Here is an 18,819-nt window from a genome sequence, read left to right as displayed (position 1 = left end):
CACACACGGTCCTGGGAAGGCACAAGGTGTCCCCGAAGGAGTGACGTCCGGATACCGAGGGCCAGAAGAACCGCGAAACCCCTGCTCAACGCAGGTCCGTCCAGACAGCCCAGTCAGATCCCGCAGAGCCGCGGAAGAGGGAGAAACCCGATGTCAGCAGCCGAGGGTCCGCTCGTCGTCGGCGTGGACACGTCCACCCAGTCCACCAAGGCGCTGGTCGTCGACGCGGCCACCGGCCAGGTCGTCGCGAGCGGTCAGGCGCCCCACACCGTGTCCACCGGAGCAGGCCGCGAAAGCGATCCGCGCCAGTGGTGGGAAGCGCTGTGCGAGGCCCTGCGCCAGTGCGGTGACGTCGCGCGCGAGGCCTCCGCGGTGTCGATCGGCGGGCAGCAGCACGGACTCGTCATGCTGGACGCCCAGGGCGACCCGGTGCGCCCGGCCCTGCTGTGGAACGACGTGCGCTCGGCCCCGCAGGCCCGCCGCCTGGTCGAGGAACTGGGCGGCCCCAAGGCCTGGGCGGAGCGCACGGGCAGCGTGCCCAGCGCCTCGTTCACGGTCACCAAGTGGGCCTGGCTGGCCGAGCACGAGCCGGAGGCGGCTCGTGCGGCGAAGTCCGTACGCCTGCCCCACGACTACCTCACCGAGCGCCTCACCGGCGAGGGGACCACCGACCGCGGCGACGCGTCCGGCACCGGCTGGTGGGCGTCCGGCACGGAATCGTACGACGAGGAGATCCTCGCGCGCGTGGGACTCGATCCCGCGTCGCTGCCCCGCGTGGTCCGGCCCGGGGAAGTGGCCGGCACCGTGCGCGACGGCCACGGCCTGCCGTTCGCCAAGGGCACCCTGGTCGCCGCCGGCACCGGTGACAACGCGGCCGCCGCGCTGGGTCTCGGCCTGCGCCCCGGCATGCCGGTGATGAGCCTCGGCACGTCCGGCACCGTGTACGCCGTGTCGCAGCGCCGCGCAGCCGACCCGACCGGCACCGTGGCGGGCTTCGCCGACGCTCGCGGCGACTGGCTGCCGCTGGCCTGCACCCTCAACTGCACGCTCGCCGTCGACCGCGTCGCGGCCCTGCTGGGCCTGGACCGGGAAGCCGTCGAACCGGGCACCGATGTCACGCTCCTGCCCTACCTGGACGGCGAGCGCACCCCGAACCTGCCGCACTCCTCCGGCCTCCTGTACGGCCTGCGCCACGACACAACCGCGGGCCAGTTGCTCCAGGCCGCGTACGACGGCGCCGTCCACTCGCTGCTCGGCGCCCTCGACCTCGTCCTCGACACCGACGCGGACCCGTCCGCGCCACTGCTGCTGATCGGCGGCGGCGCCCGCGGGGCTGCCTGGCAACAGACCGTACGACGGCTGTCGGGGCGCCCTGTCCAGATCCCCGAGGCCAGGGAGCTGGTCGCCCTCGGCGCCGCGGCACAGGCGACCGGCCTGCTGACCGGCGAGGACGCGGCGGCGGTCGCCCGGCGCTGGAAAACGGCCGCCGGGCCGGTGCTCGACGCCGTGGAGCGGGACGAGGAGACACTGACCAGGATCAGCGGGGTACTCTCCGACGCGGCACCGCTGCTGGAACCGAACGCGGACTCCCGCTGAGGAGACGCTCACGCGGGCGACGCCACCGACGGACACTGTCACGGGCTGTTCCGGCGGGGCGCCCCGGTACGGAGGCGCGTCGGTGTGCCAGGGCGGCCGATGCGGACACTTCGGCGGGGGGGGGAAGCGTGGACCACGACCACGCTCACCGACGGAGTGCGTCACCGATGGGCGTCCCCGGCTGTCTCACTGACGGCGCCCCCGGCCGCCGCCCGCCGGGCACCGTCGAAGACGACGCGGACGTCCGGCGCCCCGCGCCGGCCGAAGCACGTGGCCAAGGAACGGATCGACCGAAGACCGACCGAAGACCGACCGAAGACCGACCAAGGACTGACGGAGGCATGACCGCACCGCCGCACGAAGCACACCCGACCCGCACCGGACGCGCGCTGCCGGACACCCAGCAGGGCATGCGCCGCCGCAACCTCGCCCGGGTGATGCACACCGTCAGCGCCGAGGGTCCGCTGTCCCGGGCAGCCGTCGCCTCACGGATCGGGCTGACGCGTGCGGCAGTGTCGACCCTCGTGGACGAGCTCATCCGCTCGGGACTGCTCGAGGAGCTGGGGCCCGAGCGTCCCGGCCGGGTGGGGCGGCCCGGGTCGGCGCTCGCCGTCAGCGCGCAGGGCCCGGCCGGTATCGGGGCAGAGGTCGGCGTCGACCACCTCGCGGTCTGCGCGGTCGACCTGCGTGGCCGGTTGCGGTCGCGTGTCGTGCGGTACGGCAGCAACCGGGGTCGCTCGCTCGGGCCTGTGACCGAGCAGCTCACCGGTCTGGTGCGGCAGGTCGTCTCGGAGGTGGAGGCAGAGGGGCTGTGGCCGGCCGGGCTCGCGGTCGCCGTGCCGGGTCTCGTGGCGCGAGACGCCCGTACCGTCGTACGTGCTCCGAACCTGGACTGGCACGACGCGGATCTGGGTGCACGACTGCCCGATGACCTGCCGCTGATCGTGGACAACGAGGCCAACTTCGGCGCGCTCGCCGAGCTCTGGCTCGGTGACGGCACTCCACGGGACTTCCTGCATGTCTCGGCCGAGATCGGCATCGGCGCGGCCGTGGTCGTCGACGGGCGGCTGCTGCGCGGTTTCCGGGGGTTCGCCGGCGAGTTGGGTCACATGCCGGTCAGCCCCGACGGACCGGAGTGCGCCTGCGGCGGGCGAGGGTGCCTGGAGCAGTACGCCGGTGAGAAGGCGGTGCTGCGCGCGGCCGGCGTGGAGGCGGGCGAGGATCGTGTGGGGCTGCTCGCGGGGCGTGCCGCGGAGGGCGACGAGGCCGTGCGGCGTGCGCTGCGCGAGGCGGGTACGGCGCTCGGCATCGCGCTGACCGGGGCCGTCAACCTGCTCGACCCCGAGAGCGTGGTACTGGGCGGAGCCCTGGCCGGACTCGCACCGTGGCTGCTGCCCGCGCTGCGGGACGAACTGGCCCGGCGCACGGCAGGCCCGGCCTGCCCGGTCACCGTGTCGGAGCTGGGCTCCGAGGGGCCTCTGCTCGGCGCCGCGCACTCGGTCGTACGGGCTGTCCTGGACGACCCCGCGATGGTGGCGGAGCGGGCTTGAACCAGGTCTGGTGACGGTTACGGAGTGAGCCCGGCCCCGCCCCTGTGTCGGACACCGAGCAAAACCCGAAGCCGTCCCCGTGTCGAATACGGAGCAATCCGCCCCTGGCTCCGCGACGGCCGCAGGGGCCGAGCCGGCCGACGGCACCCGCCAGGAAGCGCCTCGATTGCCTCGGTCCACACCCTCGCCACTCGATCGAGTGAGCGCGGTGTCCACAGAGCGGCGGCTGTCCACGGAACGGCGCGGCACCCTTCTGCGCAATCCCCGTTCGCCGTACGGTGATTCGCGCGGACGCCCCTCGCCCGACAGTCGGCGAACGTCCGCTTCAGCGACCTCCGTCTCTGCCACGCGCACAGCTGAGCACCCCTCACACACAAGGGGCCCGAGGGGCCCCACCGACGAAAGGGCAGTCCCCATGGATAGGGAAAGGACAGCACCGATTCCGACCAGGCGACGGCTTCTGAAGGGCGCCGCGCTCGCCACCGTCCCGTATGCCCTGTTCTCCGGCGCACCGGCCGCCGCACGGCCCCGGGCCGTCGACTACCCCTCCGCCGAATGGCAGCCGGCGACTACGTCCAACTACAGCCGGTCGAGCCGCCCCACGGCCTATTCCGTCGACCGCGTGGTCGTACACGTCACACAGGAGACGTACGCCGACACCCTCTCCATCTTCCGCAACCCGGAGAAGCAGGTGTCCGCGCACTACGTCGTCCGGTCCTCCGACGGGCACGTGGCGCAGTGTGTCCGTGAGGCGGACATCGCCTGGCACGCCGGGAACTGGGACTACAACACCCGCAGCATCGGAATCGAACACGAGGGCTGGGTGGACCGGCCCGAATACTTCACCAACGCCCTGTACGAGCAGTCGGCCCGGCTCACTGCGGCGATCTGCGCCACTTACGGCATCCCCAAGGACCGCGCCCACATCATCGCGCACCACGAGGTGCCGGGCAGCGACCACACGGATCCGGGGCCCCTGTGGGACTGGACCCGCTACATCAGACTGGTCAACTTCGTTTGACCGCCGCCGTGCCGCACCCCCTGGGAGATCCGGATGGTCGAAGAGGTTGTCCGCGCCAGTTGGCGGAGTGACGATGTCCCCGTCGCAGCACCGACAGCTTCACCGTCCGGGGAGGCCGAGTTGACTGATTCATGGCTGGCTCTGGAACCGGGGGCCGACCCCGTCGAACGAGCGCGGACACTGCGGCGCGCACACGACACGTTCACCGAGGCGGGGACGGTGCCGCGCCCCGTGCGTGCCGTGGTGGCGGATTCCTGGCGGCGCTCGGTCCGGGCAGGCGTCGGCCCGGACGGCACCGCGAGCGTGGAGCTCATGGACGGTGACCTCGGCGCCTACCGGGCCGAGCATCCGCTGGCACGGGTGATGCCTCTGGTCCGAGAGCTCCTGGGCACGTTCGCCGCGGACGGCGAGCACCTGCTCGCGGTGTGCGACGCGCACGGCAGACTGCTCTGGGTCGAGGGGCATCCGGCCACCCGGCGCCGGGCGGGGCGGATGAACTTCGTGCCCGGTGCCCGGTGGGCGGAGTCCGCGGTCGGGACGAACGCCCCGGGCACGGCGGTGGCCCTGGGCCGGCCGGTACAGGTCTTCGCGGCCGAGCACTTCATACGACGGGTCCAGCCGTGGACGTGCGCGGCTGCTCCGGTGCACGATCCCCGCACCGGGCGGGTGCTCGGTGCCGTGGACATCACCGGCGGGGACGGTCTGGCGCATCCGCACAGTCTGGGCTTCGTCCAGGCTGTCGCGCGTGCCGCCGAGTCGCAACTGGCGCTGTCCACCCCGCAACGGTCCTCGGCCGAGGCCGCCGAGCTGACCGCGCTGGGCCGTGACGAGGCCCTGCTGAGCGCGGACGGCCGCCGAGTCCGGCTGAGCCGGCGGCACAGTGAGATCGTCGTGCTGCTGGCCCACCACCCGGAGGGCCTGACCGGCGACGAGTTGCTGTGCGCGCTGTACGAGGACGAGGCGGTGCCGCCCGTGACCCTGCGTGCCGAACTGGCGCGGTTGCGCGGGATACTGGGACCCGGTCGGCTGGCGTCCCGACCGTACCGGCTCGCGCTGCCCGTCGAGTCGGACGCCACCGTCGTGGAGCGTCGTCTGCGGGCCGGTGCGGTGACGGGGGCCGCGGCTGTCTACACCGGTCCGCTGCTGCCCGGCTCCCGGGCTCCGGCAGTGGTACGGCTCCGGCGCCGACTCGCCGACGGGCTGCGCGCCGCACTGATCGCCTGCCGCGATCCGGACCTGCTCGCCGACTGGGCGTACGCGCCGTGGGGTGAGGACCACCTCGACGTGTGGCGCGCACTCACCGCGGTCCGGCCCACGCCGGCGGTCCGGGCCCGGCTCGCCGCGCTGGAGTCCGAGCTGGCGGCGCCGAACGCCTGGTGACTGTCCATGGACGCGGGCCGGTCCCGGCCCGGTCCCCGGCTAGCGGTCGGTGCCCACCGCACGTGCAACGTCCCCGCAACGTCCCGCTGCCTAGCCTGGCGCGGGGCTGTCCAACGGCGGGCGGCACTCGACGAGGGAGGCAGACAGGATGACCCGTTACGCGGCACCCGGCACCGAGGGCGCGATCGCCTCCTATCAGTCGCGCTACGACCACTTCATCGGCGGCGAGTACGTGCGGCCGGTGCGCGGGCAGTACTTCGAGAATCCGTCACCGGTGAACGGTCAGCCGTTCACGGAGGTCGCGCGCGGTACGGCGGAGGACGTGGAGCGGGCGCTCGACGCGGCGCACGAGGCCGCCCCGGGGTGGGGCCGCACATCGGTGACCGAGCGTTCGCACATCCTGCTGAAGATCGCCGAGCGTATGGAGGCCAACCAGGAGCGACTGGCGGTCGCCGAGAGCTGGGAGAACGGAAAGCCGGTACGCGAAACGCTGGCGGCCGACATCCCGCTCGCCATCGACCATTTCCGCTACTTCGCGGGCGCGATCCGCGCTCAGGAGGGCTCACTCGGCGAAGTCGACGACGACACCGTCGCGTACCACTTCCACGAACCGCTGGGCGTGGTCGCGCAGATCATCCCGTGGAACTTCCCGATCCTGATGGCCACCTGGAAGCTGGCCCCGGCTCTCGCCGCCGGCAACGCAGTGGTCCTGAAGCCCGCCGAGCAGACCCCGGCCTCGATCCACTACTGGCTGAGCCTGGTCACGGACCTGCTGCCGCCCGGCGTCCTGAACATCGTCAACGGCTTCGGTGCGGAGGCGGGCAAACCGCTCGCGTCCAGCCCGCGAGTGGCGAAGGTCGCGTTCACCGGGGAGACCACGACCGGGCGGCTGATCATGCAGTACGCGTCGGAGAACATCAAGCCGGTCACGCTGGAGCTGGGAGGCAAGTCACCGAACATCTTCTTCGACGACGTCTGGGCGCAGGACGACGACTTCCGCGACAAGGCACTTGAGGGCTTCACGATGTTCGCGCTCAACCAGGGCGAGGTGTGCACCTGCCCGTCGCGGGCGCTGGTCCAGCGCGGCACGTACGCAGAGTTCATGGAGGCCGCCGTCGCCCGCACCGAGCTGATCAAGCCGGGGCACCCCCTGGACACCGACACGATGATCGGCGCGCAGGCGTCCAACGACCAGTTGGAGAAGATCCTCTCCTACCTGGACATCGGCCGGCAGGAGGGCGCCAAAGTCCTCACCGGCGGCGAACGCGTCGAGCATGGTGGCGACTTGAAGGGTGGCTACTACGTCCAACCGACGATCTTCGAAGGCCACAACCGCATGCGGGTCTTCCAGGAGGAGATCTTCGGCCCGGTCGTGTCTGTCACGTCCTTCAACGACTTCGACGACGCGGTCAAGACGGCAAACGACACCCTGTACGGTCTCGGCGCCGGTGTGTGGACCCGCGACATGAACACCGCCTACCGCGCGGGCCGCGCGATCCAGGCGGGGCGTGTCTGGACGAACTGCTATCACGCCTACCCGGCGCACGCCGCCTTCGGAGGCTACAAGCAGTCGGGGATCGGCCGGGAGAACCACAAGATGATGCTGGAGCACTACCAGCAGACGAAGAACCTGCTGGTGTCGTACTCCGCGAAGAAGCTGGGCTTCTTCTAGAGACCCCAAAAGGGGTGCATGACCAGGCAACTTGCCTCGTCAGGCACCCTTGTAACACTCACTCTGAGTCGCGAAGCGAATTTCGACCTAACTCCTGATTTGTCCCACCCGTCTCCCACCTCTGACCAGCTGGCCCGGGGCATTTCCGGGCCAAGCCCGGGCTAGGCCCAATGCCGGTGACTTAAGTTCTGGCCTGTCGAGTGATGGTGACGGTGTCCGGTGCGGGTGGTGTTCCGTTGCTGTGTTCGGCCGCTTGAGTGGCCAGTTGGACATCTTGCGTTTGACCACGCGGGGGCAGGTCCGGTGGGGGCAGCAGGCGTTCGGTGATCTCAGCGGGGGTGCGGACCAGCGCCCGGGCGAGTCTGCCGGGGGGAAAACGCCGCCTGGGCCGGAACCTGGCGGCGCACGATCCACAGGGACCGGGTGAAGGACATGCGATCAGGGTCGAGACCGTGGTCGGTGGCGGCCTGGTGCATCAGCTGCCGGATGGCGTGATGGACGAGGAGGAAGCCGTAGATTTCCTGTTCCACGCCCCACGGGTACTTCGAGCGCAGGAGGAGTTTCGGGCCACGCTGGTGGGTTTTGGTCTCGTCCAGCGCGGCCGCGATCTCCCAGCGCTGGGCGTAGAGCGCGGCCAGTTCCTTTGCCGGTGCCCGTTCAGGGTCGAGCAGGGTGGTCAGGAGGCGGTAGACGGTGGCGTCGCCGGAGCGGGCGAGGGTGTACTCGATCACCCGGACCACCACTGGGCTGCGGCGGCTCTTGCGGTCGGTCCGGCGTGGACCGTGCTGAGGTAGGAGCCGTCGGCCAGGACGGTCACGACGGGCAGGGCCGCGCTCTTGCGCATCCGCCACAGCAGGTCCGCGCCGCTGTCCCGGGCGGCCTGCCACAACTCGAACCCGTAAAAGCCCCGGTCGGCCAGCAACAGCATCCCCGCCCGCAGCTCGGTGAACAGCCGCCGGGACAGCGCCTGTTCGCTCACCGACAGCGGCCCGACTGTCGCGCCGAACACGGCATGGGTGCCGCACTCCGCGAGCGCCACCACTCTGGCCTGCGGGAACGCGCCGACCCCACGCCCGGACCCCCGGGCGGCCGAAGAAGCCGTCGTTGGCCGCGGTGTCCGCCAGGTCCAGGGTGATGCCGTCCACAGCCACCAGACGCCGGCGCCGATACCAGGCACCGGCCGTCCCGGGCACGGCGACCGGACGGCACACCCGCGCGAACAGCGCCTTCAACGGCTTCACGCCCAGGCGCCGACGCGCTCGCCCGATCGCGGCGGTCGGCGGCACCTGCCACGACCGCCGCCCGTCCCGCAGCCCCTCACCGAGCAGACGCGCGACCTCTTCATACGGCTGGCCGAAGAACAGGCACATCGCCAGCACGAAGTACACGACCGTCCGGGCCGGCAGCAGCCGACTGCGCTGCTCGGCCCGTCCGGTCTCCGCGATCACCCCATCGACCAACCCCGGCGGAAACGCGCGCGCCAGCACCCCGATCGCAATCCGGTCCGACACACGCTCAACCGCAGACGACCTGACCTGCCCCACCCTCGCCACACCGCAACCAACGAGCCCTCGACATCTAAGTCACTGGCATTGGCCTTAGACCTCGTACGAGCGTACGAGGCGGGCGAGTTGCCGGCCCACCACCTGTAGTGGTTCCTCGCTGCGGTTGACCTGGGCGGTGACTTCGGCACCTTCCAGGGCGGAGATGACGGTGGTCGCCAGTTCCCGGGCGCTTTGGGAGGGGAAACCGCAGCCCAGCAGCTTGTCGCGGACCAACTGCTCCCAGCCGCGCAGTGCGTCGGCGCATGCCTGCTGGATCTCCGAGTCGGTGCCGAGTGTCTCCAGGGCCGCTGCCGTGACGGGGCAGCCGTCGATCCAGCCCGACTCGCGCAGTTCGTCGGCGAGTTGTCGGGCGCAAACCATCACAGCCTCCGCCGGGTCGTCGTCACTGTCCAACGCCTTCCGCAGAAGCGTCGCGAATTCCTCCGTGCCGTGCTTGATCGCGGCGACGGCGACGGCCTCCTTGCCGCCCGGGAAGAAGTGGTAGACGGAACCGAGGGTGGCCTGCGCCTCCTGGGCGATCTGCTTGATTCCCGTGCCGACGTAGCCCTGCCGCTGCAGGAGGCGTGATGCAGCGACGACGATCCGGTCCCTTGTACTGGTCTGCATGCAGCCACCGTAGCGGCCAATTGAGTAGAGCGTTCGCTCTAGAGCGTGGTACCTTCTCGCCACGCCCTAAATAGATCGCTCGTTTTAGTAGAAGGTGGAGATCTCATCATGAGCAGCACCAAGCAGTCGGTCACCGTCATCGGCCTTGGCCCCATGGGGCAGGCCATGGTCGGCGCCTTCCTCGACCGCGGATACGACGTCACCATCTGGAACCGCACCGCGTCGCGCGCAGACGCCCTGGTTGCCCGTGGGGCGGTGCTCGCGCCGAACGTGAAGGAGGCTCTCGTTTCCAACGAGCTGGTGATCCTCAGCTTCACGGACTACGACGCCATGTACGCCACGCTTGAGCCCGCCTCGGCCGCACTGACCGGTCGGACCCTGGTAAACCTCAGCTCGGACACACCGGAAAAGGCCCGTGCCGCGGCCCGTTGGGCAGCCGAGCGGGGCGCTGTCCAGTTGACCGGCGGCGTCACCGTGCCGCCCTCCGGAATCGGACGGGCCGAGTCCTCGACCTTCTACAGCGGCCCGCGTCAGGTCTTCGACCAGCACCGGACCGCGCTCGAAGTCATCACGGGACGGACCGACCATCGGGGAGAGGACCCCGGGCTTGCCGCGCTCCTGTACCAGATCGGCATGGTCATGTTCTGGACCTCCATGTTGAGCTACTGGCAGGCCATCGCCCTCGCCGACGCCAACGGCCTGACGGCGGCGGACGTCCTGCCGCACGCCGTGGAGACCGCGAACTCACTGCCGGGATTTTTCTCCTTCTACTCCGAGCGCATCGACGCCGGCCAACACATGGGCGACGTGGACCGCCTGGCCATGGGGATGGCCAGCGTCGAGCACGTCCTGCACACCAATGCCGACGCGGGCGTCGACACCGTCCTTCCGGCCGCGGTCGCTGACCTCTTCCGGCGGGGCATGGACGCCGGCCACGCTGCGGACAGCTTCTCCAGCCTGGTGAAGCTGATGACGAAGACCGAGGCGTAACCGCGTCGGCCCGACGAGCAATTCACCGGCCAAACATGATCAGCAGAGGTGATCTGACCGACGAAGAGTGGGCCACGCTGGAGCCGCTGTTGCCGGTGAGTGGTAACCAATGCGGCCGATGGCGCAGCCACCGCCAAGTGATCAACGGAATCATTCACCGGCTGGGCACCGGAGCGCAGTGGCGTGAACTGCCCCAACGATTCGGCCCGTGGCAGACCGTCCACAAGCGGCACCTGCTGTGGTCGGCGAACAGCACCTGGACAGGCTCTTGCAGCACGTCCAGGCCGTCGCCGACGCCACAGGGGACATTGACTGGGACATCAACATCGATTCCAGCTCAGTACGTGCCCACCAACATGCCGCCGGGGCACCCAAGCATGACTCATTCGTGTCGTCGAGCCCTTCGAAGAACGGCGAGGCAAGAGGTGAGTCAGGTACCGTCGACAGCGGAGAGCCTGCGTGACGCAGCGCGTACGGCCGCTGCGCGAGTTCGAGGGTGAGCGCGTCCAGATTCAGCGCAGTTCCCGACCGCGTTGCGAAACGCGCCCCAGACCCATGAGTAGAGCACGTCACAGCACCCGAGGCGACCGGTGTACCGCCCCCGACTCGACAATAGCCGGCGTGATGGTGGCCGACGCATCGGTGAGTGAGCGGCGAGTGTTTCCCGAAGTTCGGTCCCAGCGCTGTTCGATGTACTCTCGCGCCAGGACGAACCATGTGGTTCGCCGCTTCAGGTCGCGCGGCTCGGAAGCCGGCAGGCCCACCCGGGGATCGAACGGCTCTCCTGCGCGAGCCGCCGTCATCAGTTCGGCACGACGGCTCTCTGCAAGCCCCTTGCGCGATGGCCGGGGGCGAGCCGACAGGAACGCCGAAGAGCTGACACCGGGGCGGCCACCACCCTGCCGACCTTCTGACGCCCGCACGCCCACCAGGTCGGCGGCGGCGGGACCACCCTCGCCGCCGGACTGTGCCGCGCTACTGGCCGGGTTCACGCCGAGGCACGCCGTACCACCTGATGCGTCAGCACGACTTGCCGAGCGGGCCCCTCGTCCCCGTCGAGACGGTCGATGAGCAGCCGGGCCGCCGAACGGCCGATCTCCCGCGCCGGGTTGACGACCGTCGTCAGCGCGGGGGAGACCATCGACGCCGCGTCGATGTCGTCGTACCCGGTGACGGCCAGCCGCCCCGGCACGTCGAGCCCCCGCTCACGCGCGACGTCCAGCACCCCGATCGCGATCAGGTCGTTGGCGCACACCACGGCGTCCGGCGGCTCGGTGGCGTCGAGGAGGAGGGCCGCCCCGGCGCGCCCGCCCTCCCGTGTGAAGCCCGTCCACACGGCCAGTTCCTCCGGCAGGGTCCGCCCCGCCTCGGTGAGCGCCTGCCGATACCCCTCGTAGCGCTCGCCGCCCGGCTCGACGCCCGCCTCGCCGCCGATGAAGCCGATCCGCCGGTAGCCGCGCTCACCCACGAGATACCGGACCAGATCTCGCATGCCCTCGGTCTCCGCGCCGCGCACCACATCGCCGGGACCGTCGGCGATCCGCGTGCCGAGGCGGACCAGGCTGGCCCCGGAACCGGCGATCCGGTCGAGGTCCGCGCGCTGTGCGCCGAACCGCCCGAGCACGATGCCGTCGAGCCGTCGCGCGATCAACTGACTCAGTACTGACGGGAGTTGCGGACCGTCCGTCATGGGCGCCTCGCACACCACCGTCAGTAGGCCGCGGGCGTACGCGATGGCCTGGATGCCGGCGGCCAACTCGGTGTTGAACGGGTTGGTGATGTCCGGGACGACGAGCCCGATGGTGTCGGTGCGCTGGGTGCGCAGGCCGCGCGCCGACGGGTCGGCCTGGTAACCGAGGCGGCGCACGGCGTCCTCGACCCGGGCGCGGGTGGTCGCCGACACCGGGCGGCGGCCGCTGATCACATGCGACACCGTCGTCACGCTGACCCCGGCGGCGGCCGCCACGTCCACGATCTTGACGCGGCCCGAACCGTGCACATCCGCCTCCCGGTCGTCGGCGGCGCCCGTGCGGCGCCGTGGTCGGTATCACCCTACCCAGAACGCAAAACGTTTTGTATCGTGCTCGCCATCAAGGTGCGGCGCAATCACGTGCGCCTATTCCTGCCTGCCCTCTTCTCATCCCCGTGATGCAAAACGATTTGGAAGTGTGATGGTCATAGCACCCTTTCCCGGGGCTCCACCCGATGCAGAGTGGTCGCCATGAACCGCTCCCCGGGCGCCGCGCGCCCGCTCAGCCGCAGAACGCTGCTCGCCGCGGCCCTCGCCGCCACCGCCTCCGGCGCGGCCCTCACGGGATGCTTTTCCGACGCGTCCGGCGACCCCGGCCGGACCGTGCGGTTCCTCGGCCCCGAAACCCCGGAGACGTTCCGGCCGGTCATCCGGGGCTTCGAGAAGGCGCACCCGGGGCTGCGGGTCGCGTACACCGCCGTGCCGCCCGCGCAGCTCAACGACGTCCTCCAGCTGCGGCTGTCCGCAAAGGACTCGGCCATCGACGTGTACTGCGTCGATCAGCCTCGCGTCCCCGCGCTCAGCGCCCGCGGCTTCCTCACCGACCTGAACGGCGTCGGCCGGCGGGCCCGCGCGGCCGTCACGACGGAGCAGTACGAGATCAGCTCCTGGGAGGGCACCCTGCGCGCGCTCCCGGTGTGGACCTCCACCCAGTACCTCTTCTACAACGCCGACCTGCTGAATAAGGCGGGCGTCGGCGTCCCGTCCGCGGACCCCGCCGAGCGCTGGACCTGGGAGAGGATCCTCGATGCCGGGCGCCGTGCCGTGAAGCTGGCGGGCTGCGAGTACGCCCTGATCCTGGAACAGACGGACGCGTACTACGGCCTGCAGCCGCTGGTCGAGTCCCTCGGCGGCGGATCCGGCATCACCGGTGAGGACATGCTCTCGCCCGCCGTCACGACGGACGGCTGGGTGAGGGCGTCACGCTGGTACCACGACCTGTTCGCGGACGGCCTCTCGCCGCGCGGCGTCACCTCGTTCCAGCTGGCGTCCTTCTTCACCTCGGGCAAGGTGCCGTTCTTCGTCGGGGGTCCGTGGAACCTGGGCGCCTTCGCCGGCCTGAAGGAGTTCGCCTGGGGCACGGCGCCACAGCCGCACTTCGAGGGCGGCCGCCCTGTCACCCCGACCGATTCCTGGTCCTGGGGCCTCAACCCGTACAGCGGCCGCCAGGAGGTGGGCCTGAAGTTCATGGAATATGCCTCACTGACCACCGCGGGCAGCCTCGCCACGGTCGCCGCGTCCCCGCTGATCCCGGCCCACCGCGCCGCCTTCGACGCGTACGCCGCACGCCTGGACGAGCAGGCCACGAAGTCCACCGAGGGAGTCGCCACGATCATGCGGCACGAGCTGGAGCACACGGCCGTCAGCCGCCCGCGTTCCGTCGGCTACACCCAGTTCGAGACCGTCCTGGCCTCCGCTTTCTCCGACATCCGCAACGGCTCGCCCGCGGAGCCCCGGCTCGCCAAGGCCTCGGACGAACTGGTGCGCACCTGGGAGCGACTGCGATGACGAGCACCACCCGGCTCCCAAGCACCCCCGGGCGCCCCACCGACCCGAAGCCCGCCGCGCGCCGCCGCACCCGCGCCCAGGCCCGCACCGCGCTCGCCTTCCTGGCCCCGGCACTGCTCGCGCTGCTCGTCCTGCGGCTGCTGCCCGCCGGACTAGCGGTCGTCGACAGCCTGCGCCATCACAGCCTCGTCGACGGCGTCACCCGCTTCGTCGGCCTCGACAACTACGGCGACCTCTTCGGCGACCCGCAGTTCTGGCAGAGCGTGCGCGTCACCCTGCTCTTCAGCGTGATCGTCAACCCACTCCAGGTGCTGTGCGCGCTCGGCCTCGCCGTCCTGTTCAACCGGCGCTTCTCGGGCGTCCGCTTCTGGCGCTCACTCGTCTTCGCGCCGATCGCGGTGCCGCCCGCTGTCTCCGCCGTGATCTTCGGCATCCTCTACCGCCCCGAGGGCCCGCTCAACGCGCTCCTGGGTGTCTTCGGCCTGCCCTCCCAGCCGTTCCTCACCAGCCCGACGCAGGCGCTGTACGCGCTGATCGTACTGATGAGCTGGGTCGGCGTCGGCTACTGGATGACGTTCCTCATCGCGGGCCTTCAGGACATCCCGCAGGAGACGTACGACGCAGCCGCCATGGACGGCGCGAACGCCTGGCAGCGCTTCGTGCACGTCACGCTGCCCCTGCTGCGCCGCCCGCTCGCCTTCGTCCTCGTCGCCGACACCGTCTCCAACTTCCTGGTGTTCGCACCGGTCCAGCTGCTCACCGGCGGCGGTCCCGAGGGCTCCACCAACCTGCTCATGTACGACGTCTTCCGCCGGGCCTACAGCGTCGGCGACATCCACTACGCCCAGGCCGAGGTGGTGCTGCTCGTCGCACTCACCCTCGCCGTCGTCGCCGTCCAGTACCGGCTGATGCAGGGCAAGGAGGAGGAGTAGCCATGACGACGCTTCACCGCTCCACGGGCCGCCGTCCCTCTGCGGCCCGGCACATGCCGGCGATCGCCGCCGTCGTGATCGGCGTGCTGTTCGCGCTGCCGCTGCTGTGGGTCCTCGCGGGCTCCCTTCGCCCCGGCTCCCACGTCCTCGGAAGCCTCGACGAGCTGTCCTGGCGCTCCCTGATCCCCACCGACGCGACACTGCACAACTACGTCACCCTGTTCCAGGGCGAGTTCGGGCGCGCCGTGCTCAACTCGGTGCTGGTCGCGGCCGTCACCGTCTCGCTCGGGCTACTGGTCTCGGCGAGCGCCGCGTTCGGCCTGTCGGTCTTCGAGTTCCCAGGGCGCGGTCTGGTCTTCGCCGTGATCCTGCTCAGCTTCATGATTCCGTTCGACGCGATCGCGATCCCGCTGTCGTCCCTGTTCCGCGACTGGAACCTGCAGAACACGTACGCGGGCCTGATCCTGCCCGGCATCGGAAACGGCCTGGCCATCTTCCTGCTGCGCCAGTTCTTCCTCGCCGTACCGAAGGAGCTTGTCGAGGCCGCCCGTATCGACGGCCTCAGCTGGTGGGGCGTTTTCACGCGCATCCACCTACCGCTGTCGCGCCCCGCGCTGATCGGCGCGGGTCTCACCCTCTTCACCTTCCAGTGGCAGTCGTACATGTGGCCCCTGCTGATCGGCACCGAACCGTCCAAGCAGCTCGGCCCCATCGCGCTCGGCACGCTCCAGGGCCAGATGGTCGTCGACTACGGGCAGGTCTTCGCGGCCGCCGTCGTCCTCACCGTCATCCCGCTGGTCGTCCTGCTGCGACTGCAGCGCCACTTCACCCAGTCCGTCGCGAGCAGCGGCCTCAAGTAACGGCCCAAGTAAGGACCCCACGCATGACCACCCCGCTCCACCACGTCCTCCTCGACACCGACATCGGCAGCGACGTCGACGACGCACTTGCGCTCGGCGTGCTGCTCGGCTCGCCTGCCGCCGTCCGAGTCGAGGCCGTCACCACCGTCTACGGCGACACTCTGCTGCGCGCCCGCCTCGCCCACCGCCTCGCATCCCTCGCCGGACACGAGCTGACCGTGGTGCCGGGTGCCGAGGACACCCTCTCCGGCAAGGAGGTGTGGTGGGCCGGACACGAGGGCAGCGCCTTCACCGACCTGGAGACGGAGCCCGTACGCGAAGGCGTACCCGCCGACCGCTTCCTCGCCCGGGCCGTCCTCGCCCGCCCCGGCGAGCTCGACGTCATGGGCATCGCCCCGCAGGCCAACCTGGCCCGCGCGATCGCCCACGCGCCGGGCTTCGCCGAAGCCATCCGCACGCTCTACCTCATGGGCGGCCACTTCGGGCCGGATGCCGAGCCCGAGCACAACATCGTCAGCGACGTCACCGCCGCGCGCGAGGTCTTCGCCGCCGGCATCCCCACCGTGATCACCGGCATCGAGACCACCCGTCGGGTACGGATCGGCCGCGACGGCATCGAACGCATCCGCGCGGCCGGCCCCTACGGCGTCGCGCTCGCCCGCGAGATCGACGCCTGGACCGGCTTCACCGGCGAGGGCTGGAGCGTCCCGCACGACCCGATCACCGCCCTGTCGATGCTCCGCCCCGATCTGTACGAGACCGAGCCCGGTACGGTCACTGTCGACGACGAGGGTGTCACCGCCTTCCACCGCGATCCGTCGGGCCACGTCCGCCTCGTCGTCGACGCCGACCTGGACCAGGTGGCCGAGGAGATCGTCGCCCGCATCGAGCGTGCGGGAACCACTGCCACCGCTTCCTAGGAACGTCCTGCTCTCCGCAGACGGCAGGCTCCGACATCCCTCCGAGAACCTCGGAGAAGAAGGCCTCTGCGCGTTGTGAACCGCTCCGGGTCTGGTGGAGGCTCTGACCTGCAATTCCATGCCCGCACTGGACTGGCATGGACGTCCCTGGACGGTCTCCACCACCTGTGCCATGTAGCACCGGGGGACGGCCCACCGTACGCATACACCGACAACGTCGCCGCTCTCCTGACGGACCCCAGCGGTCTGTCTCCCGACGACCCGAACAACGACCGCGTCGACAGGCTCGGCGAGGCGGCGAGCATCTTCGGCGACGGCTTCGTCGAAGACCTAGTCCCCCTTCGTCCTTCTCGGAGACGCCTACAACGCGCTCACCGGTCGGAACGGCGGTGTCGGCGCGTTCGTCGACAAGTACCTGCCGGTACGCCCCGCCTACCGGCTGTACCGCGCCGAGCGCATGCTTCGCCAACAAGGCTGCGACGCCCTCGCCGACCTGTACACCGAAGCGACCGAAGAGCTCACCAAACAGATCCTGCTCGTGGGGGATCGGCGGGCTGACCGGATGGCGCCGGACGGCCGTCGCCCCCGAGACCGCGTCGGTCCTCAATGTGGGGAACCTGCGGTTCGGACCTGGAGGCGGCGGCGTCGCCAGGGGGTACGGAGGCATCCCCTGCAAGACCCCGATCACGGAGCAGCTCAATGAGACCAAGAACGCGGGAAACGGTGCCCGAGGTATCGCAATGGGCCAGAAGGGGCGGCGAGCTCACGTGTTCAACGTGGTCAACATCAAGGGAGACGTGGTCTTTCTGGACGGCCAATCGGGCCACGCCGATCTCTCAACATGGCGCAACTTCTCCCTCCTGAGGACTGACTGATGTTGGACATGGAAGAGGCAACCAGGCTGGCCAGGCAGTTCCTGGACCAGAAGGTCACCCACGAGGGCATGGCCTTCGCGCTCGTCGAGGGAGAGCGCGCGCCCAGGTGGGAACCGCCTTCTACTTCGACTCCCAGTCAGTCGCCCACCTCCGCACCGGAGACCTCCGGGACATGGCCATCGGCACGGGCTACGTCCGCGTCGACGGGGAAACCGGGGAGTGCCGCATGCTGGGCGCAACCGAGTCCGCCCAGCTCGACCTCTTCCGACCAACTGAGAAACCGGGCCGGTGGTTGCGACACCGCCACGCGCATCCACCGGTCAAGCAATGCCACACATCTGCCGGAAAGCCAACCTGAACCGCGGGTCGGGGCCATGATGCAAGCGGACCCCGTGGGCAGTGCCCCGGAGGTCGAACGGTGTCAGATCGCGCCAAGAGCAGGTCTGACGCTCGCGCCCGAGTTCAATCCGGTCGAGGGCATGTGGTCGCACCCGAAGCGGTCTCTGGCCAACCGCACCAAACACAGCCTCGACCAGCTCACCGCGCTGTGAAGACCCGACTCAAAGGGATGTCAGGCCGACCCGGCCTCATCAATGGCCTCACCGCCAACCCCGGCCGCGATTTCCAACCGCCGCATCCTCAGCTCATTGAAGATCTCTGGCCGAACCGGTCGTTGAGTTCATAGCCGGCTTCCTCGACCGCAGTGCGCACGTCCGCGACGTCGAGATCTCTGTCGCTGGTCACCGTGACCGTACCGCTACCGACGTTCACCACCACGGCGGTGACGCCGACGAGGTGCTCGATCTCTTCGGAGACGAAGCCTGCGCAGTGCTCGCAGACCATTCCGCTCACGGTGTAGGTGCTCTTGGTCATGCCGGCCGTACCTGCCCTTCGGACACCTCTGGCGTCGGCTGAACCGGTCCGGTGTCCGCTGGGAGGGTGTGGGTGAGTATGTGCGCCTGGCGCATCCGTCCGTCATCCGTGAACTGCGCGAACATGTGAGTCTCGATGGCGAGGTCTCTACTGCGGTTCCGTACGTACAAGGTGGACCGGACGGCGATCCGATCCCCGTTCACCAGCGCTTCGTGCACATCCCAGCGACCGCTGGGCCGGTTCTTGCGCACCGGGCGAGTGTGCGCGATGAGCTTGTCGCGGTCCATCCGGTGTCCGTCGGCGATCTGGACGATGTCCGGTGTGTGATAACGGTCGACGATCACTCCCGGGCCCTCGTCGCTGTCCAGGAGGTCGTTGTGGAAGGACGTATAGAAATCGGCAATGAACTGCTTGGGGTCGGTGCGGTTGAACGGACTCATG

General features: G+C 70.0%; 15 protein-coding genes and 3 pseudogenes. 13 read left to right on the top strand and 5 right to left on the bottom strand.

Annotated features, from left to right (window positions below):
• Window positions 1–150: 150 nt before the first annotated feature.
• From xylB to exaC, 5 genes are all read left to right on the top strand, one after another.
• Window positions 151–1,596, top strand: coding sequence for a xylulokinase (gene xylB / locus ABEA26_RS28635; RefSeq protein WP_345596255.1), 1,446 nt, complete (start codon window positions 151–153; stop codon window positions 1,594–1,596).
• A 341-nt stretch (window positions 1,597–1,937) separates the two neighbouring features.
• Window positions 1,938–3,146 (top strand): ROK family protein, encoded by a 1,209-nt coding sequence (locus ABEA26_RS28630; RefSeq protein ID WP_345596254.1) that lies wholly within the window; start codon window positions 1,938–1,940, stop codon window positions 3,144–3,146.
• A gap of 415 nt (window positions 3,147–3,561) precedes the next feature.
• A complete protein-coding gene (locus tag ABEA26_RS28625; RefSeq protein ID WP_345596253.1) occupies window positions 3,562–4,167 on the top strand; it encodes an N-acetylmuramoyl-L-alanine amidase in 606 nt (201 codons plus the stop codon).
• A 120-nt stretch (window positions 4,168–4,287) separates the two neighbouring features.
• Window positions 4,288–5,547, top strand: a complete 1,260-nt coding sequence (locus ABEA26_RS28620) for a GAF domain-containing protein (RefSeq protein WP_345596252.1) — start codon at window positions 4,288–4,290, stop codon at window positions 5,545–5,547.
• A 148-nt stretch (window positions 5,548–5,695) separates the two neighbouring features.
• Window positions 5,696–7,219 carry an acetaldehyde dehydrogenase ExaC gene (gene exaC, locus ABEA26_RS28615; RefSeq protein WP_345596251.1) on the top strand — a complete coding sequence of 508 codons (1,524 nt, stop codon included), beginning with the start codon at window positions 5,696–5,698 and terminating at the stop codon, window positions 7,217–7,219.
• A gap of 329 nt (window positions 7,220–7,548) precedes the next feature.
• On the opposite strand, the pseudogene ABEA26_RS28610 reads toward exaC, so the two are convergent.
• Both ABEA26_RS28610 and ABEA26_RS28605 read right to left on the bottom strand, forming a co-directional pair.
• Window positions 7,549–8,772 (bottom strand): annotated as a pseudogene (locus ABEA26_RS28610) (IS4 family transposase).
• 45 nt (window positions 8,773–8,817) lie between these two features.
• A complete protein-coding gene (locus tag ABEA26_RS28605) occupies window positions 8,818–9,390 on the bottom strand; it encodes a TetR/AcrR family transcriptional regulator (protein WP_345596250.1) in 573 nt (190 codons plus the stop codon).
• A gap of 108 nt (window positions 9,391–9,498) precedes the next feature.
• Here ABEA26_RS28605 and ABEA26_RS28600 point away from each other — a divergent pair, with 108 nt between their 5' ends.
• Together ABEA26_RS28600 and ABEA26_RS28595 are read left to right on the top strand one after the other, a co-directional pair.
• Window positions 9,499–10,380 (top strand): NAD(P)-dependent oxidoreductase, encoded by an 882-nt coding sequence (locus ABEA26_RS28600; protein WP_345596249.1) that lies wholly within the window; start codon window positions 9,499–9,501, stop codon window positions 10,378–10,380.
• Between the two features lie 38 nt (window positions 10,381–10,418).
• Window positions 10,419–10,750, top strand: a pseudogene (locus ABEA26_RS28595) (IS5 family transposase); the annotation flags it as partial.
• Between the two features lie 618 nt (window positions 10,751–11,368).
• Here ABEA26_RS28595 and ABEA26_RS28590 read toward each other — a convergent pair.
• Window positions 11,369–12,379, bottom strand: coding sequence for a LacI family DNA-binding transcriptional regulator (locus ABEA26_RS28590; RefSeq protein WP_345596248.1), 1,011 nt, complete (start codon window positions 12,377–12,379; stop codon window positions 11,369–11,371).
• A gap of 222 nt (window positions 12,380–12,601) precedes the next feature.
• Between ABEA26_RS28590 and ABEA26_RS28585 the strand changes: the two genes are divergently transcribed.
• The 6 genes and pseudogenes from ABEA26_RS28585 to ABEA26_RS36430 all read left to right on the top strand — a co-directional run.
• Entirely contained in the window at window positions 12,602–13,918 is a 1,317-nt protein-coding gene (locus ABEA26_RS28585; RefSeq protein WP_345596247.1) for an extracellular solute-binding protein, read from the top strand.
• Entirely contained in the window at window positions 13,915–14,850 is a 936-nt protein-coding gene (locus tag ABEA26_RS28580) for a carbohydrate ABC transporter permease (protein WP_345596246.1), read from the top strand. The genes ABEA26_RS28585 and ABEA26_RS28580 overlap by 4 nt, the downstream gene beginning before the upstream one ends.
• A gap of 2 nt (window positions 14,851–14,852) precedes the next feature.
• Window positions 14,853–15,710 carry a carbohydrate ABC transporter permease gene (locus tag ABEA26_RS28575; protein ID WP_345596245.1) on the top strand — a complete coding sequence of 286 codons (858 nt, stop codon included), beginning with the start codon at window positions 14,853–14,855 and terminating at the stop codon, window positions 15,708–15,710.
• 23 nt (window positions 15,711–15,733) lie between these two features.
• The gene (locus ABEA26_RS28570) at window positions 15,734–16,630 is read left to right on the top strand and encodes a nucleoside hydrolase (RefSeq protein ID WP_345596244.1); all 897 of its coding nucleotides are present in this window, start codon (window positions 15,734–15,736) and stop codon (window positions 16,628–16,630) included.
• 137 nt (window positions 16,631–16,767) lie between these two features.
• Entirely contained in the window at window positions 16,768–17,505 is a 738-nt protein-coding gene (locus ABEA26_RS28565; RefSeq protein ID WP_345596243.1) for a toxin glutamine deamidase domain-containing protein, read from the top strand.
• A gap of 452 nt (window positions 17,506–17,957) precedes the next feature.
• Window positions 17,958–18,190: pseudogene (locus ABEA26_RS36430) on the top strand (hypothetical protein); the annotation flags it as partial.
• Here ABEA26_RS36430 and ABEA26_RS28555 read toward each other — a convergent pair.
• Together ABEA26_RS28555 and ABEA26_RS28550 are read right to left on the bottom strand one after the other, a co-directional pair.
• The gene (locus ABEA26_RS28555) at window positions 18,145–18,378 is read right to left on the bottom strand and encodes a heavy-metal-associated domain-containing protein (protein WP_345596241.1); all 234 of its coding nucleotides are present in this window, start codon (window positions 18,376–18,378) and stop codon (window positions 18,145–18,147) included. The pseudogene ABEA26_RS36430 and the gene ABEA26_RS28555 overlap by 46 nt on opposite strands.
• Window positions 18,375–18,819 (bottom strand): nuclear transport factor 2 family protein (locus tag ABEA26_RS28550; RefSeq protein ID WP_345596240.1); only part of this gene is annotated, 445 nt, incomplete at its 5' end. The genes ABEA26_RS28550 and ABEA26_RS28555, both read right to left, overlap by 4 nt.

The sequence above is a fragment of the Streptomyces marokkonensis genome, assembly GCF_039539045.1.
Lineage (GTDB): Bacteria > Actinomycetota > Actinomycetes > Streptomycetales > Streptomycetaceae > Streptomyces > Streptomyces marokkonensis.
This window is presented reverse-complemented; position numbering and strand designations above follow the sequence as displayed.